This is a genomic window from Roseovarius sp. S88, from assembly GCF_037023735.1.
Taxonomy (GTDB): domain Bacteria; phylum Pseudomonadota; class Alphaproteobacteria; order Rhodobacterales; family Rhodobacteraceae; genus Roseovarius; species Roseovarius phycicola.
The window spans coordinates 939,531-954,780 of sequence record NZ_CP146069.1 but is presented as its reverse complement, the minus strand read 5'-3'; the positions used below and the strand labels follow the sequence as shown (position 1 = coordinate 954,780).

The following is a 15,250-nucleotide window of genomic DNA, read 5'->3' as shown; positions in this document are numbered from 1 at the left end:
ATTTGACTATTGTTGGCGGTCTCATGCGTCCGTTTTGTGGGCCACTATCACGGTAGCTGCCTTTCGCTAAATGGCAGCAAGGTCCGCATAGCAGACATCCTAATACCTGCTTCAATTCACAAGGTTCGGTGGTGTCTCTCCGTTCAGCGCCTTTTGCAGGTTCTCTACCGCGATGCGACCCATTTTCTCGCGGACTTCCAGCGTCGACGTGCCCATATGGGGCAGGAGAACCGCGTTTTCCATCGCCTTGAGCGCATTCGGGACGGTTGGTTCGTGTTCGTAGACGTCAAGACCTGCACCCGCGATGCGGCGGTCTTTCAGGGCACGGATCAGCGCGGCCTCATCCACGATGTCACCGCGCGCCACGTTGATCAGATGCGCGGTCGGGGCCATGTGGCTGAGTGCGTCATCATTGATCAGGTGATGCGTCTCGGCACTGGCGGGTACGGCGACAACGGCAAAATCGGCGCGCGCCATCAGCTCTTCCAGAGTTCTCACACGCTCTGCCGGATAGGCGAAGTCCTTTTCGCTGCGCGACCAGTAGAGCACTTTCATGTCAAAGCCAAAATGGCAGCGCTGCGCGATGGCCGATCCGATGCGACCCATACCGATGATGCCCACCGTCTTTCCGGTGACATGCGTGCCCAGAAGCTGCGTTGGGTTCCAACCCGGCCATTCGCCTGCGCGCACCATGCGCTCGCCTTCGCCTGCTCGCCGGGCGCTCATCATGATGAGGGTCATGCCGATATCGGCGGTGGCATCGGTCACGGCACCGGGCACGTTGGTGACCATAACACCGGCACTGCGCGCGGCCTGCAGATCAATATGATTGATGCCCACGCCATAATTGGCCAGCACCTTGCAGCGCGGGTTCTGCGCCTCGCGGAAGACCTCGACGGAAAACGTGTCACCAAACATCATCAGCACGCCGTCATAGAGGTTCAGCGCCGCGCGCATCTGACCGATTTTGAGCGGCGTGTTTTCGGTCCGCATTTCCACGTCGAAATACGCGCGCGCCATGTCGGCCACGCTTTCAGGCAAAGGACGTGTGAAATAGACGCGTTTCAATGCATGCGCCCTCCGACGGGGACATCCTTGTCCGGCGCAAGCAACACGATCTCGCCCTCTGCGTCGCTCAGGCCCAGCACGAGAACCTCGGACATGAAGGGCCCGATCTGGCGGGGCGGGAAATTGGTGACCGCCATGACCAGTTTGCCGGGCAGGTCTTCGGGTGTGTAGTGCACGGTGATCTGGGCCGAGGTTTTGCGCTCGCCGATCTCGGGTCCAAAGTCGATCCACATCTTGATCGCCGGTTTGCGCGCCTCGGGAAAGGGTTCTGCGCGAATGACTCGACCGACACGGATATCAACCTTGAGAAAGTCATCGAATGTGATCTCATCCGCCATCGCGCAATTCCTTTGAACGGGCCGTTGCAGCGGCCACGGTTTTCATCATAAGCCCCGGTAGGCCGCCAACCTCCTCCATCAGCACCTCAAGCCCCGCTTGCGTGGTGCCATTGGGGCTGGTGACATTAACGCGCAACTCAGCAGGCGTTTCCTCCGCCGTCTCGGCCAATGCCCCTGCCCCCGCGACCGTCGCCTTGGCCAGTTGCATCGCCAAGTCAGGCGACAACCCCTGCGCCTTACCTGCAGCGGCCATGCATTCGATCATATGAAACACATAAGCCGGACCCGATCCCGAGAGGCCCGTAACGGCATCCATCTGATCTTCGCTCTCCAGCCGCACCACCTGCCCGACGGCCTCAAGCAAGTCCTGGGCCATATCGAGCTGATCCGGGCGCACATGGGCATTGCCGATCATGGCGGAGATGCCCTTGCCCACGGCAGCGGGCGTGTTGGGCATCACGCGTATGATCGGGCTTTGATCCCCAAGTTCGGCTTCAAAAGACGCAATCTCGGTGCCGGCAGCGACCGAAACAAAGAGCGTGTCCCTATTTCCCATCGCCGCAATCGTCGGCAGGGCGTCTCCCATCATCTGGGGCTTGACGGCAATCAGCACAATGGCCGGATGTGGTGGCAGGTCGATGTTAATGTGAACGCCCGTGGATTGCAGCCAGTCGGACGGTTTGGGATCAATCACCCAAACCGATCCTGCAGGCAAACCGCCTTCCAGCCAGCCCGAGAGCATAGCCGACCCCATTTTGCCACATCCCAAAAGCACAAGGCCATTCTGGGCCACCGTTTCCGTATCCATGTTGGCTATCCCTGCCCTGCCGCGTCAGTTTTCAACCTGTGATAAATCGCAGGCTCGGGTGGTGCAATGCGAGATCGTAAGGCTCGGCCAAGCCTTGCGCAAAGTCGCTGGGCAAAAGATCTTTGTCGGCGACAACTTTTGGTCGGGGGTTTACGATCAAGCGGTCAATCTGCAACACAGCTTCGGCGGATGGCGGGTAAGCGGACAAAGCGGTCATTCAGCCTGACCGATTGATAGTCCGTTTTCAGATCAGAGATTGATGATCTGCCGACACTTATCGACATGCACAACGCGAGTGTTGGTGTAGGTGTTGTGCGGATAAAACTCTTGATTGGAGTTTGTTCGAACTTTGTAAGTTGCCCGAATACGCACAGACCCGCTGTAGTTACTTCGGTCTCTTTGTGCGGGTGAAATGTGCTCCGCAACTGCTTGGCGTGTGAAGACTTCACAACATTCTGGATTGGCATCCAAAAACGCTTGCCTGTCGGGGAAAGTTATCAGCCTTAGCTGATAGCGTTGGCCTTCGGGCACAAGGCCAGAAACACTGCCTGTCTGTGCCTCAACGATATAGTCTAAAGCGAGGTCCACGAGTTCACCGTCTGTCGGTTCGACGCAGAAGTAAGGCAGTTTGCGAGTAGCCAAAATAAACGACAAACTCACCACTACAATAACTAGGGAAACTAATCTCAGAGACTTCCGAGTAACTTGGATCATTTGATGCGATGCCGTTTTGCTAATCTGCGCAATCGAAATTCGAGGATACCATTATCAGCAAATGGTGCAGATTTTGTGTGGAGATTGAGCATTTTGTTGTTGTGAAAGTTCGTCAGTATAATGTCCGCTTCGGGCTCACAGCGGACATCATACCATTAGACTTCCGAAATATGACTGTTACCAATCAAGCGTTAGTACGAAGGTTTATTTCCGACTTATCTCCCAGCCTTCGATTGCAAACAATTATATTGGAGTGAAGATTGTTTCCGTACAAAATACTCATATCGTTGGACACCAAAAAACCTAATGACTGGAACAAATCTGTTCATTTAAATCTTGGTTCTTCCGATGCGGCGCTGCCTTTGCTGGTTGGCTTGTGGAACCATCTAATGAATGACAAACCAGTCTTGTTTGAAGCCGTGTTTAGCCCTTTGGACGAAACTAAAGCTGACTTCTCGAAATTGGCTGCAGAGGACTTCAAGTATTGCCATACGTTTTTGGAAAGTCAGTACAAAGAGCTTATGTTGGGAAGCACGGATCATTTTTCGAACACAACAGTCGAATGCGCAGAAAAAAAGTCCAAAGCGTTACAAGAATTCGAAAAATTCATTCAGTTAATGGAAGCGGATTCGAGACTGGTCAGATAACTGAGTATTCCGAATCTAAGGCTCCGACCAGCAGGAAACACTAGTAGCTTCATGTCCGCTTTGGGCTCAAAGCCGACTTTTCCTGCGCCGCAGTATACGCAAAATGCAGGGCGCTCATAACCGCCCCAAAAAGCCCCTTACACCAAAGGGCGAGCCGAAGCCCGCCCCCATGTTTGGCCGTGAGTGAAATCTAGGCCCGTCCGTAGGCCTCGCCTATGGCGATCTGCATGGCATCTTCGGGCGTGCGTCCACCCCAAACCGCAAGTTGGAACGCCGGGTAGTAGCGTTCAGCGCTCAGCACCGCAGCCCCGATCAGCGTGTCAATCTGTTCTGGCGCAACACCTTGCCCGCCCGCCATGATGAGGCCATAGCGATAGACCATCAGTTTCTGTTCGGCCCAATAGCTGAAGGCCCCGGCCCAGCATTGGTCGTTCACACAATTCAAAAGCTCGTAAAGCACCGGCAGCTTGTCCTCCGGTGGCTCCATTTCAAACGTGCACACCATGCGCAGGGTCTCGTCATAGCTCGACCAGGCCAGTGTCACGGAATAGGTGCGCCATTGGCCTTCGACAGCCATGGCGATCTGATCATCGGCAATGCGATCGAAATCCCAATCATGGTGCTCGGCCAGATGCTCGACGATGTCGATCGGGTGAAGGTCTTCGTGAAGGAACTGCTCTGATAATGCCATGGCGCCACCTCTTTTTGTTGTAGCGACGGGCTGGCAGAGCCGCTATCGCTCGGTGTCTGCTCTAGGTTCAGGGGCGATCTCCCGCTGTCCTACAAGATATGGTGGGGCCTATCAGGCAGCCTGTAAAGCTATTTCTTGGGGATAACCGCAATAAGTTGTGGATGACATGAAAGATTCATCAAAATGCGGGGGATAACTGCGTTTCGGCCTTGCTGGCCCTAGAACACCACGTTCATCACCGCCAGAGAGACGATCAAGAACAGGATGGTCATGATCCCGCCGCCCTTGATGAAATCGGTGACCTTGTAGCCAGCAGGCCCCATGATCAGCGCATTGACCTGATGGGTCGGGATCAGGAAGGAGTTCGACGTCGAGATCGCCACGGTCAAGGCAAAGAGCGCCGGATCACCTCCAGCCGCCGCTGCGATGGATACGGCCAGCGGCACGAGAAGCACTGTTGCACCGACATTTGACATCACCAGTGTGAAGATCGTGGCCAGTATGGCCAGACCGACCTGCAACGACCATACAGGCCAGCCATTGAGCAAGGTGAGGATCTGGTGCGCGATCCACTCCGCCGTGCCAGTGGATTGTACAGCCTGACCCAGAGGTATGAGGCCGGCCAACAGAAAGATCGTACTCCAACTGACCGCCCGATAGGCTTCATCGATATCAATCACGCGGGTCACGATCATGCCCGCCGCCCCGGTCAAAAGGCACAACGATAAGAGCACGTCGGTAAACAGGATCATGCTCAGCGACAAGAGGAAAAAGAACACCGCCCAGCCGACCTTGGAAGGGCGCAGCTCCTCATGCGGGAATTCGGTCGTAACCACAACGAAATCGGGGTTGCGCGTCAGCCGCATCAACGCGTCCCACGTGGAGTGGATCACCAGCGTATCTCCAGCGTGAAACGGCACTTCGCCAACAAGCGTCGGTGCGTGGGTCTCGGTTTCCACATAGCTCATGGTTTCTTCATCGCGATGGATCGCCAAAAGGCTCGCCCCGTAGGTTTTACGAAACACCAGGTCATGCGCGCATTTGCCAATCACCTCAGACCCTGGGGGGATCACCATCTCGGCCACGCCCGATTTTGTCGGCGCGTAGTCTTCGGCAAAGACGTCCAATTCACTATGCAGTGTGAACCCCTGATCAAGAACCATTTCACGGATCACCCGAGATCGCCCCAGCACCGCCAGACGACAGGGGGTCTCAATCGGCGTCTGGATCACCGGCGCGAACCAGCGCTTCCCGCGATAGGCGCTGCCGATGATATAGACATGATACTTTTGCATCATCTCATCGAACGTCATGCCTTCGCAGGGATGGCCCGAGGGAATGGAAATCTCGAAGATGTCCGTCTTCAACCCGTAGATATTCTTAAGGTATTCTTTCAATGACTGTGCGCTTGTCGCATCGTCGGCGCTTTTGCCAGTTGGCAAAACCCAGCGCCCAAAAATTGTGAAATAGAGAATGCCTGTCACGATCAGGCTGAGTCCGATTGGCGTAACTGAAAACAGGCCAAAAGGCTCCATCTTTTCGCCTTCGGGCAGCATGTCATTGGCGTTGATCAACAAGTCATTGAGCAGGATAAGCGGCGAAGACCCCACCATCGTCATCGTGCCGCCCAATATGGCGCAGAACCCCATAGGCATCAAAAGGCGCGACAAGGGCAACTCCGTGCGCACAGCGATCCGGCTGACCACAGGCAGGAAGAGCGCCGCAGCCCCTACGTTTTGCATGAACGAGGAGATGACGCCCACCGTGCCAGAGACGATGGGGATGATCCGCGCCTCTGTCTTGCCGCCGTATCTGAGAATAACGGCGGCGACTTTGCTCATGATGCCAGTCTTGTCCAAACCGGCCCCAACGATCATCACGGCGATGATCGAAATGACCGCGTTAGAGGCAAATCCGTCAAAGAGCTGCGAGACATCGGCCAGATTGGTCAATGAGGGGTGTTGGCTCAGCAGGCCAAGGATGACCATCACCAGAATAGCCGCCAGGTCGATGCGCACAATCTCGGACACAAAGAGGAAAATCGTGAATGCGAGCAGTGCAAGCACCACTGACATTTCAAAGGTCAACTCGATACCGGTCATTCTCCCTCCCCTAAGTCATCTAACCGGCTTTTGGGCCGTGAGACAACCTGAGGAAGGTCAGTTCCTGATCAAAGTGTGGCGAGATAGCAAGGACAACGTCCACTCGAACAAGCGTGCGTTACTTGTCTTTTTCAAGCGCTTCTATCCGCGCCTTAAGCGCTTCGTTTTCTTCGCGTGCTTTCTGGGCCATGGCACGCACAGCATCAAATTCTTCGCGGGTGACCAAATCGCGATCCGCAAGCCAACGATCGATCCACGACTTCATCGCGGTGTCCGCTTCCTGCTTGGCACCCTGGGCCACGCCCATTGCGTTTGTCATCAATTGCGATAAATCGTCAAAAACTTTGTTGCGGGTCTGCATTTGGATTGCTCCGGCCTTACATTTGATCCCTATATGGGCGTCAAAGCGGGGACGGGCAAGGTCTGGATCGTCGCAGTCGCAAGCAAACAGAGGCACAGATGCGCGCAGCCATTCCGTTTCCAGAGATTTCGTCCGAGGCATTTTCCTTTACCGTGTTCGGCTATGAGCTGGCGCTGAGGTGGTACGCGCTGTCTTACATTGTTGGCATCATCATCGGCTGGTGGCTTGTGGCACAGACCGTGAAGCGCGCACATTTATGGGCCTATGACACAGCCCCGATGAGCGTCAAACAGGTCGAGGATCTGGCCACCTGGGTGATCCTGGGGGTGATCCTCGGCGGGCGTCTGGGCTTTGTGCTGTTTTATCAACCCGCCTACTACCTCGCGAACCCGTCCGAAATTCTGATGGTCTGGCAAGGGGGGATGTCGTTTCACGGTGGGCTTATCGGTGTGATCATTGCCTGCGTGGCGTTTTCCAAGCGCAATGGAATCCCGTGGCTGTCGGTTGCTGACGTGCTGTGCATGGTCACACCCGTTGGGCTTTTGCTGGGCCGTTTGGCGAATTTCACCAATGCCGAGCTTTGGGGGCGACCCACCGAGGTGCCGTGGGGCGTCATATTTCCAGGTGCTGCGGCCCAGGACTGCGCAGACATGGTCGCGGGGCTTTGTGCGCGCCACCCATCCCAGCTCTATGAAGCATTTCTCGAAGGGCTGCTGCTCTTTGCCGTGCTGGTCTATCTCGGCTACCGGCGCGGCGCCCTAAAGAAAGTGGGGGCCATTACAGGGCTCTTCTTTATCGGCTACGGGCTTGGACGGTTCTTGGTGGAATTCGTCCGCCAGCCCGACGCGCAATTCATCAGCCCCGGCAATCCTTTGGGACTGGCCTGGCACATAAATGGCTACGGGCTGACCATGGGACAGATCCTTTGCATCCCTATGATCATTTTTGGAGCTTACATGCTCGCGCGTGCTCAGCGCAGGGCCCACACCGCCGTGGCGGAATGACGGCACTGGGCGACATCCTGAAGGCGCAAATTGCAGCCACGGGCCCTATGCGGCTTGATGCGTTTTTGGCGGCCTGTCTGATGCATCCAGAGCACGGATATTACACCACCCGCGATCCTTTTGGCACGGCGGGGGATTTCACCACAGCGCCTGAGATCAGCCAGATGTTTGGCGAGTTGATCGGACTGTGTCTTGCCCAAACCTGGACGGATCAGGGCGCGCCAAACCCGTTTGCGCTGGCCGAGCTTGGGCCGGGGCGTGGCACGCTGATGGTCGATCTCTTGCGCGCCACCAAGGGCATTCCGGGGTTTCACGAAGCAATTGCTGGAATTCATCTGGTTGAATCCTCTCCTGCTTTACGCAAGCGACAGGCCGAGAGTTTGAAGCATGCGGACACAGAATGGCAAGATACGGCAGAGACCTTGCCGGATATGCCGCTTTTTACTGTGGCCAATGAATTCTTCGATGCCCTGCCCATCCGGCAATTTCAACGCGGCGGGGATGGCTGGAGCGAGCGCATGGTGGGGTTGACCAATGATCAATTCGCCTTTGGTCTGGGCCCTGTGCATTCAGAGGATAAGCTGGCCCACAGGTTGGAGGATACCAAAGAGGGCGATCTGGTCGAGATCGCTCCGGCCGCAAGCGGCATCATCACGGCTCTCAGTCAGCGCATTGCAGCACATGGCGGGGCTGCGCTGATCATAGATTACGGTGACTGGCGCTCTTTGGGCGATACGCTTCAGGCGGTGCACGGGCATGATACAACAACGATCTTTGACGCCCCAGGCGAGGCGGACCTGAGCGCGCATGTTGATTTTGAAGCTTTGGCGCATGCGGCCACCGACGGCTGTCGGTACTCCCGCGTCACACCGCAGGGTGTGTTTCTGGAACGGCTCGGCATCACCGCGCGGGCGCAGACACTGGCGCAAAGTATGACAGGTGACTCGCTGGACGCGCACATCGCCGCACATCGGCGCTTGACCCACCCCGAGGAAATGGGGACGCTCTTTAAAGTGATGGCGCTTTATCCCGAAGCCGCCGCACCCCCGCCGGGGCTGGATGCATGACCCTTGAAATTCTAACCCATGACGCGTTGACCCCGCTTCGGCATGGGTTCTTCACGCGCAGGGGCGGTGCGTCCTCAGGTGTCTTTTCCGGGCTGAACTGCGGGCAAGGCTCATCTGATCAATCCGAGGTGGTGGCGATCAACCGTGGGCGCGTGGCCGAGGCGATGGGAGTAGAGACTGATACCCTATTGACCTTGCACCAGGTGCATTCCGCCGATGTCGAGGTGATTGATGGCCCACGCAAAGACCGCCCCAAGGCTGACGCCATGGTCACGGCAACGCCCGGCATGGCCCTTGGTATTCTGACAGCGGATTGTCAGCCCGTTTTGTTTGCGGATCCCGAAGCAGGGGTTGTCGGTGCGGCACATGCGGGATGGCGTGGCGCGCTGGATGGCGTGTTGGAAGCCACGGTCTCAGCAATGGAAGGGCTTGGCGCTCAACGAAAGACCATCACCGCAGTGATCGGCCCCTCCATCAGCCAGCGCGCTTATGAAGTCGGACCGGAGTTTCTAGAGCGCTTCATGGATGATGACCCGGACAACAGCCGGTTCTTTGCCAATGGTGTTGACGGAAAGTACCAGTTTGACTTGCCAAGCTACGGTTTGCACCGGCTCCGCGAAACAGAGATTGGTCAGGCTCACTGGACACGTCATTGCACCTATAGTGACGCGGACCGGTTTTTCTCATACCGCCGCGCGACGCATCAGGGCGATGTGGACTATGGCAGGCTGATCTCGGTCATTCGTCTTTGAGCGCCCGGCATTCCCCAGATTGCGGCAGCACCACGGCAAGGCAGACCATAAGTTTGCCGCAATTTTGGAAACAGTCTGTGGATTTTTCCGGAATTGACTACGGCACATGCCGAAATTCCTCATAAAATCATAAATTTAGGAAAATTAGACACAAATCGCCCCAATCCGCGCGTCGCGCACGCAAAGTTTTTTCCATCTTTTTTTTGCCCGACAAATCTTGGCCGCAAATCACGGCAATACTGATCGCAGCAAAGACAAAGCAGCCCTCAGAGGCGAACCCAGAGCAAGAGAGGACAGGATATGAAAAAACGTTGGATGGCATCGATCTTGCACACAAGCCGCCAACCCGCTGTGGCACTTCCATTTCACCGTACAACGCGCAAGGCCGCGCAGGACCGGCCTCAGACTGAAACGACAAAAAAATCGGCCTAACCCTCCAAATTCTCCCCAGCGCCAGGGCAGATCTTACAGGCAACCACCAAAGACCGCTCCTTCGGGGGCGGTCTTTTCGATTCGGAATGCTTTGGCTCGAAATGTGGCGGCTTGGTTCGAAATGGCCGGACAATGCGCGGCAATCAAAATGGATTGTCCCGCTCAGTTGGACAATTTGCGCTGAAATTTGGTGAAAAGGCGGCATATGAGCTTATTGTTGAGCACGTAACGAAGTGAATGTTTAACCATCTAACTGTCGTTGTCGGTGGGGGCCGACGCGGTTGTGATGCCAACAGTATGGTGACGCAACATGACTACCCCCTCCATTGCCGCCTCGGTCCCGGCGGTAACCCAGATCAGAGATAAAAACAGTGGTTTCGGTCCGGCTTATGTCCCTCAGCCAGATCGAAACCACCGTCCCATGCGGCGCTTCCAGATCAGCTATTTGCGCAGCGATGGAACGTCAGATTTTCGTGAGCAAATTGGCCCTGCCTTGCCCAAATTCGAAGCGGCATTTTCCGCCTTTACGCGCGGCACCCTGATCAACACGCCTCGTGGTCGTGTCGCAATCGAAGACCTCGAGCCCGGCATGGAAGTGACCACCAAGGACAACGAACCACTTCCCATTCTGTGGATCGGGTCCATGACACTCATCCCGCACGCCCCTGGCATTGACCCGCGTTCTTGCCGTATGACACGCGTCATGCCCGAGGCGTTTGGTCTGGGCCGTCCCGAAGCAAATCTGATGGCTGGTCCCGGCGCGCGTATCATGTCACGCCCCGAAGGTCTTCGTGACAGCATGTCTGGCGATCAGATGCTCACGCCAGCGCGCGATCTGGCAGATGGTCTCAATGTCATCGAGATCACGCCACAGCACCCTGTGTCCGTCTATCATCTATGTCTGCCGCGCCATTCGGTTATCACGGCGGCCGGGTTGGAAATGGAAACCTTCCATCCGGGAAATGGATTTGATCGTAATATGGGTCAGAATGCGTTGTCACTCTTCATGTCGATGTTTCCGCATCTGACGCGCCCCACCGAATTCGGCAGCACGCGGTACATGCGCCTGCCAACCGACCTGTTCTGACGATAGAACCCCGAGCATAAAAGCTCGGGGAATTACATGTCAGGCGGATTTGCTGAGACGATCCTCAAGCACATCAAAAGGCACGCCCGGTTCATCCTTGGACCCGCGGATCACAAGCGAGGTTTTGACCGAAGCGACGTTGTCAGCGGCGGTCAACTCTCCGGTCAGAAAACTTTGAAATGTCGATAAATCGGGGGCGACACATTTCAAAATGAAATCTACCTCGCCATTGAGCATGTGACACTCGCGCACCAGTGGCCAGCCATTGCAGCGCTCTTCAAAGGCGGACAAATCAGCCTCAGCCTGGCTTTGCAGCCCGACCATCGCAAAGACCTGCACCTCGAACCCTAACTCACGCGGATCGACATCGGCATGGTAGCCGCGAATATATCCCATCTCTTCCAGCGTCCGCACCCTTCGCAGGCAGGGCGGCGCGGAAATGCCCACGCGACGGGCCAATTCGACATTCGTCATACGACCATCGGCCTGTAGCTCAGCCAGAATTTTGCGGTCGATATCGTCAAGACGTGTTGCTGGCATTGGAATATCCCCGTTGATTTCGGATTGTTATATCATCGCCGCAAGTGTGCGCAATATTGTTTCGCCATCGCGAAAGATCATTTCACGAAAATTATTTTCTGCAGCTCTGCGCATAGCCGCTTTGCAGGGCTACCACTGCCCGCTTCGCACAGTTATATCTGGCCAGACTCACCGGGCGCAGCGGCGCGCTGGATATACAGGCAAGGGGGACATCATGGGCGAGACCCGTCATACACGTGCACTAATCATCGGCTCTGGTCCGGCTGGCTATACCGCAGGCGTTTATGCGTCGCGGGCGATGCTGTCACCGATCCTCGTGCAAGGCATAGAACCGGGCGGTCAGTTGACTACCACAACAGAGGTCGAAAACTGGCCCGGTGATACCGAAGTACAGGGCCCCGATCTGATGGTGCGTATGGAAGCTCATGCCAAGGCGATGGGCTGTGAGATCATCGGCGATATCATTACAGAACTGGATGTCGAAAGCCGTCCTTTTGTGGCCAAAGGCGACAGTGGCACGACCTATACAGCCGATGCCGTGATCCTGGCCACCGGGGCGCGCGCCAAGTGGCTTGGTTTGCCCTCAGAAGAGGCATTCAAGGGCTTTGGCGTCTCAGCATGCGCAACTTGCGATGGGTTCTTTTATCGTGGCGAGGAAATCGTCGTCATCGGCGGTGGCAACACAGCCGTGGAAGAGGCGCTTTTCTTGACCAATTTTGCCTCCAAGGTCACGCTGATCCACCGCCGCGATGAGCTGCGCGCCGAGAAAATCCTTCAGGACCGTTTGCTCAAGCACCCCAAGATCGAATCACTTTGGTTCCATGAGCTTGAGGAAGTGCTGGGCGATGATAATCCCAAGGGCGTTACCGGTGTCCGGGTGAAAAACAACAAGACCGGAAAAACCTCCGAGATCGCCTGCAAAGGTGTTTTTATCGCCATCGGCCATGCGCCTGCCAATGAACTGGTCAAAGGCAAGGTTGAGATGCATCACGGCGATTACGTTCAGGTCGAAGCGGGCAGCACTCGGACATCCATTCCGGGGCTCTTTGCAGCAGGCGATCTTACGGACCACGTGTACCGCCAAGCGGTGACCTCTGCTGGCATGGGGTGCATGGCGGCGCTGGATGCCGAGAAATTCCTCGCCGAACAGGACGGCTAGAAAAAAATCCGCGATCCATGGAGGAAGCGAATGACGGTTGCGCTCCCCGAACGCTTGCCGGACGTCCAACATGTGTACCCGGCTAAAGACCGCCTCGTGACCGTCAACCAGCTAAGCTGACTGGCGCTTGGAAAAAGCTTGCGCTTCGTAAGGAGATTTAGCGACTCCGCGGACGTAACGCTCTACAGACGAAGATGGCGTCGTTGCGCCTCCGCCCGAACTTCGCAAATCTGCGCTTTCTCAGCGGTGACCTGCGCCCGGTCAACTCGTTTCAGATGGCCGCACGATGTGAAACGAGCCGCTCATATAAGTCAACGGACGCTCGCCCGCATTCGAAATCCCAGTCACATCGCCAATGCAGATGGCGTGGCTGCCATGCACATGGCGGTGCGTCAGACTGCAGGAGAACGCCGTGGCACGGGGCAAGAGGGGGCCAAACTCGGTATCGGCCACATCGAGCCCTTCAAACCGATTGGGTTGATCAGCATCAAACATTCCGGCAAAACGTTTGGCCACTTCCACCGCATCCTCGGCAAGTATGTTCACACAGAACGTACCATTTGCAGCCACGGTCTGAGCGATATTGCTGTCGGCTTTCAAACACACCAAAACAGAAGGCGGGTCAGCCGAAAGCGACGTGAACGCACTGACGGTGGCACCCGCCTTGCCCGCAGGGCCATCCGTCGTGACCACGGTAACGGTGGACGCAACCTGGCGCATAGCGGTAATAAAGGCGTCTCGCGGGTTGTTCATGCAAGGGCTCCGGGTCTGAGGCGGCGGTTGGTTTGTGGTTGGGTCACTCTGACCCTTATCTTTCCACTTGTCGAAATAATGCATTGCCCAGGCCGCGTCAAAACGATCTGCACCTCAGCTGATTGCGCTTTGCGTCACAAATCCGTATCACCACCTCGACCAGACAAGAGTGTTCCATGGCCACAGATACGCCTGCCATTGCGGCCATCCCCTATCACCTTAAACCAGGCTTGTTTCCCGGGCGCGTGGCTTTGGATGATCTGGTTTGGCCCTTGGGTCGTCCGGACCGGCTTCGCAGGGCAAAACAGACCCTGCATGATCTGATGCCTTCGGACCATTTGTTGGTGTTCACTTCGGATCTGGTGCAATACCGCCCCTGGTTTGGCACGCCCGCGCGCGTATCTGTCATGGTGCTTGAACCGGAGGCGATCCATGGACGTCACATGCGCCTGTTGCGCTGGACCCATCGCAGGTTTCACAAGGTGCTGTCCTGCAACGAACCATTGCTCGACGCCATTCCCAATGGCGTTCTATTTCCCTTGGGTGGAAACTGGGCCAAGGACTGGCAGGAGATTCCACACACAAAAACCAGGTTGTGTTCTCTGATCGCCTCGGGAAAGCGAGACCTGGAAGGTCATGTTTTGCGCCACGACACCGTCGATTGGGTGCGCAACGAAGGTCTGAACGTGGACGTCATGGGCCGAGGCTATGAGTCCTTTGACAAGAAGTCCGATGGGCTTTCGCCGTTTCGCTATTCGATCGTGATCGAAAACATTCGTGAGCGGAACTACTTTACAGAAAAACTGATCGATGCGGTGCTGTGCCAAACCGTGCCGATCTATTGGGGTTGCCCAAATTTGGCTGATTTCATGGATGTGTCCGGCATGGTGATTTGTGAGACAAAAGAGGCGCTGCGCTCTGCAATTCTGGACATGTCAGAGCAGGCGTATTCCACGCGTTTGCCTGGTCTTTTGAACGCAGGGGCGGCCGCCGCGTCTTACGCAGATATTTATCAACGCGCCGCTCAAGCCGTGTTGGATGCATCAAGCTGAGGCCAAATATCGTAATGGTCATGCAAAAAAGCCGCTGTTGCGCGGTTGGCGGCATCTCTCGACATGTATTGAAACGCATGGTCTTGCAACGCGTGGGCATCGCGAAAGGCGACTCTCATAGTGGCGCGCGCGGTAGGAGATTGGGCCACCTGTATCCCTTGTCGCGCCAAGTGCCCTGAGAGCCAGATGTCATCGACACTCCACGCGATATCAGGCGGTGAGACATCCGTATCGCACAGCCATTCTGGTCTCACGGATACGCCGCTGAACCCCTGTGCTATGTCACTGCCATTCCCTTGCCTTCCGATCCTCGCTATATCCCACGTTTGTCCTGTGACCGCGATGTCTGGATCATCGCCGAGCAACGCTGCGGCCCATCCCTGCCCATAGAGCCAATCATCGTCGCAATAGATCAGCCGAATATCCTGACCTGCAAGAACACGCGCGGCGACCAACGCCTTGGTCGCTGGCCCGTGATCAATGTCTGCCCAAAGAAAATCGACACCAACCGGCAGCTCAGGTGGCTGTACAACGCACGCAAATCTCCGAAACTGGCGAGGCAGCGCGAGAAAAACGAAATCTGGCGCAGGGGTCTGCGCCAGAAGAGATGTCAGCACCGGACCAAGCCGGTCAAAGCGGGGCGGGATCGATGTGAGCGATACCGCGTAGCGCATA

Annotated in this window: 17 protein-coding genes; 7 read left to right on the top strand and 10 right to left on the bottom strand. The window is 56.3% G+C overall.

Annotated features, from left to right (window positions below; genetic code table 11):
* Window positions 1–111: 111 nt before the first annotated feature.
* Genes RZ517_RS04910 through RZ517_RS04895 form a run of 4 tightly spaced genes read right to left on the bottom strand, consistent with a single transcriptional unit; the run spans window position 112 to window position 2,431 of the window.
* Entirely contained in the window at window positions 112–1,068 is a 957-nt protein-coding gene (locus RZ517_RS04910) for a 2-hydroxyacid dehydrogenase (RefSeq protein ID WP_338550346.1), read from the bottom strand.
* Complete coding sequence (locus tag RZ517_RS04905) at window positions 1,065–1,406, bottom strand: tRNA-binding protein (protein ID WP_338550345.1); 342 nt, start codon at window positions 1,404–1,406, stop codon at window positions 1,065–1,067. The genes RZ517_RS04910 and RZ517_RS04905 overlap by 4 nt, the downstream gene beginning before the upstream one ends.
* Window positions 1,396–2,214, bottom strand: a complete 819-nt coding sequence (proC, locus tag RZ517_RS04900; protein ID WP_338550344.1) for a pyrroline-5-carboxylate reductase — start codon at window positions 2,212–2,214, stop codon at window positions 1,396–1,398. Before proC ends, RZ517_RS04905 begins: the two co-directional genes overlap by 11 nt.
* 31 nt (window positions 2,215–2,245) lie before the next feature.
* Window positions 2,246–2,431, bottom strand: a complete 186-nt coding sequence (locus RZ517_RS04895; protein ID WP_338550343.1) for a hypothetical protein — start codon at window positions 2,429–2,431, stop codon at window positions 2,246–2,248.
* Window positions 2,432–3,188: 757 nt separating this feature from the next.
* Between RZ517_RS04895 and RZ517_RS04890 the strand changes: the two genes are divergently transcribed.
* The gene (locus tag RZ517_RS04890; RefSeq protein WP_338550342.1) at window positions 3,189–3,575 is read left to right on the top strand and encodes a hypothetical protein; all 387 of its coding nucleotides are present in this window, start codon (window positions 3,189–3,191) and stop codon (window positions 3,573–3,575) included.
* Between the two features lie 190 nt (window positions 3,576–3,765).
* Here the strand turns inward: RZ517_RS04890 and RZ517_RS04885 are convergent, their stop codons facing one another.
* From RZ517_RS04885 to RZ517_RS04875, 3 genes are all read right to left on the bottom strand, one after another.
* On the bottom strand, window positions 3,766–4,266 hold the full coding sequence (locus RZ517_RS04885; protein WP_338550341.1) for a YbjN domain-containing protein: 501 nt from the start codon (window positions 4,264–4,266) through the stop codon (window positions 3,766–3,768).
* A gap of 218 nt (window positions 4,267–4,484) precedes the next feature.
* Window positions 4,485–6,368, bottom strand: a complete 1,884-nt coding sequence (locus tag RZ517_RS04880; protein ID WP_338550340.1) for an SLC13 family permease — start codon at window positions 6,366–6,368, stop codon at window positions 4,485–4,487.
* A gap of 118 nt (window positions 6,369–6,486) precedes the next feature.
* On the bottom strand, window positions 6,487–6,729 hold the full coding sequence (locus RZ517_RS04875) for an accessory factor UbiK family protein (RefSeq protein WP_317055464.1): 243 nt from the start codon (window positions 6,727–6,729) through the stop codon (window positions 6,487–6,489).
* Window positions 6,730–6,827: 98 nt separating this feature from the next.
* Here RZ517_RS04875 and lgt point away from each other — a divergent pair, with 98 nt between their 5' ends.
* The 4 genes from lgt to RZ517_RS04855 all read left to right on the top strand — a co-directional run bounded on the left by lgt (window position 6,828) and on the right by RZ517_RS04855 (window position 11,071).
* Window positions 6,828–7,733 (top strand): prolipoprotein diacylglyceryl transferase, encoded by a 906-nt coding sequence (lgt, locus tag RZ517_RS04870; RefSeq protein ID WP_338550339.1) that lies wholly within the window; start codon window positions 6,828–6,830, stop codon window positions 7,731–7,733.
* Window positions 7,730–8,800, top strand: coding sequence for a class I SAM-dependent methyltransferase (locus RZ517_RS04865; protein WP_338550337.1), 1,071 nt, complete (start codon window positions 7,730–7,732; stop codon window positions 8,798–8,800). Before lgt ends, RZ517_RS04865 begins: the two co-directional genes overlap by 4 nt.
* Window positions 8,797–9,552 carry a peptidoglycan editing factor PgeF gene (pgeF, locus tag RZ517_RS04860; protein WP_338550335.1) on the top strand — a complete coding sequence of 252 codons (756 nt, stop codon included), beginning with the start codon at window positions 8,797–8,799 and terminating at the stop codon, window positions 9,550–9,552. Before RZ517_RS04865 ends, pgeF begins: the two co-directional genes overlap by 4 nt.
* A 742-nt stretch (window positions 9,553–10,294) precedes the next feature.
* Window positions 10,295–11,071, top strand: coding sequence for a Hint domain-containing protein (locus tag RZ517_RS04855; protein ID WP_338550334.1), 777 nt, complete (start codon window positions 10,295–10,297; stop codon window positions 11,069–11,071).
* Window positions 11,072–11,110: 39 nt separating this feature from the next.
* Here the strand turns inward: RZ517_RS04855 and RZ517_RS04850 are convergent, their stop codons facing one another.
* Window positions 11,111–11,611, bottom strand: coding sequence for an Lrp/AsnC family transcriptional regulator (locus RZ517_RS04850; protein WP_317055469.1), 501 nt, complete (start codon window positions 11,609–11,611; stop codon window positions 11,111–11,113).
* Window positions 11,612–11,825: 214 nt separating this feature from the next.
* Here RZ517_RS04850 and trxB point away from each other — a divergent pair, with 214 nt between their 5' ends.
* Complete coding sequence (gene trxB / locus RZ517_RS04845) at window positions 11,826–12,770, top strand: thioredoxin-disulfide reductase (protein WP_338550333.1); 945 nt, start codon at window positions 11,826–11,828, stop codon at window positions 12,768–12,770.
* 261 nt (window positions 12,771–13,031) lie between these two features.
* Here trxB and RZ517_RS04840 read toward each other — a convergent pair whose 3' ends face one another.
* The gene (locus RZ517_RS04840) at window positions 13,032–13,523 is read right to left on the bottom strand and encodes a flavin reductase family protein (RefSeq protein WP_338550332.1); all 492 of its coding nucleotides are present in this window, start codon (window positions 13,521–13,523) and stop codon (window positions 13,032–13,034) included.
* 176 nt (window positions 13,524–13,699) lie between these two features.
* On the opposite strand from RZ517_RS04840, the gene RZ517_RS04835 reads away from it, so the two are divergent.
* Entirely contained in the window at window positions 13,700–14,575 is an 876-nt protein-coding gene (locus tag RZ517_RS04835) for a glycosyltransferase family 10 domain-containing protein (RefSeq protein ID WP_338550330.1), read from the top strand.
* Here the strand turns inward: RZ517_RS04835 and RZ517_RS04830 are convergent.
* Window positions 14,548–15,249: a hypothetical protein gene (locus tag RZ517_RS04830; protein ID WP_338550328.1), complete on the bottom strand. Its 702-nt coding sequence runs from the start codon at window positions 15,247–15,249 to the stop codon at window positions 14,548–14,550. The two genes, RZ517_RS04835 and RZ517_RS04830, sit on opposite strands and share 28 nt — an antisense overlap.
* Window position 15,250: the final 1 nt, after the last annotated feature.

What these genes read in the sequence shown, in the direction of transcription:
- RZ517_RS04905 (WP_338550345.1), bottom strand. Translation starts at nt 1,406, where the DNA reads ATGGCGGATGAGATCACATTCGATGACTTTCTCAAGGTTGATATCCGT.
- proC (WP_338550344.1), bottom strand. Translation starts at nt 2,214, where the DNA reads ATGGATACGGAAACGGTGGCCCAGAATGGCCTTGTGCTTTTGGGATGT.
- RZ517_RS04895 (WP_338550343.1), bottom strand. Translation starts at nt 2,431, where the DNA reads ATGACCGCTTTGTCCGCTTACCCGCCATCCGCCGAAGCTGTGTTGCAG.
- RZ517_RS04885 (WP_338550341.1), bottom strand. Translation starts at nt 4,266, where the DNA reads ATGGCATTATCAGAGCAGTTCCTTCACGAAGACCTTCACCCGATCGAC.
- RZ517_RS04880 (WP_338550340.1), bottom strand. Translation starts at nt 6,368, where the DNA reads ATGACCGGTATCGAGTTGACCTTTGAAATGTCAGTGGTGCTTGCACTG.
- RZ517_RS04875 (WP_317055464.1), bottom strand. Translation starts at nt 6,729, where the DNA reads ATGCAGACCCGCAACAAAGTTTTTGACGATTTATCGCAATTGATGACA.
- lgt (WP_338550339.1), top strand. Translation starts at nt 6,828, where the DNA reads ATGCGCGCAGCCATTCCGTTTCCAGAGATTTCGTCCGAGGCATTTTCC.
- RZ517_RS04865 (WP_338550337.1), top strand. Translation starts at nt 7,730, where the DNA reads ATGACGGCACTGGGCGACATCCTGAAGGCGCAAATTGCAGCCACGGGC.
- pgeF (WP_338550335.1), top strand. Translation starts at nt 8,797, where the DNA reads ATGACCCTTGAAATTCTAACCCATGACGCGTTGACCCCGCTTCGGCAT.
- RZ517_RS04855 (WP_338550334.1), top strand. Translation starts at nt 10,295, where the DNA reads ATGACTACCCCCTCCATTGCCGCCTCGGTCCCGGCGGTAACCCAGATC.
- RZ517_RS04850 (WP_317055469.1), bottom strand. Translation starts at nt 11,611, where the DNA reads ATGCCAGCAACACGTCTTGACGATATCGACCGCAAAATTCTGGCTGAG.
- trxB (WP_338550333.1), top strand. Translation starts at nt 11,826, where the DNA reads ATGGGCGAGACCCGTCATACACGTGCACTAATCATCGGCTCTGGTCCG.
- RZ517_RS04840 (WP_338550332.1), bottom strand. Translation starts at nt 13,523, where the DNA reads ATGAACAACCCGCGAGACGCCTTTATTACCGCTATGCGCCAGGTTGCG.
- RZ517_RS04835 (WP_338550330.1), top strand. Translation starts at nt 13,700, where the DNA reads ATGGCCACAGATACGCCTGCCATTGCGGCCATCCCCTATCACCTTAAA.
- RZ517_RS04830 (WP_338550328.1), bottom strand. Translation starts at nt 15,249, where the DNA reads ATGCGCTACGCGGTATCGCTCACATCGATCCCGCCCCGCTTTGACCGG.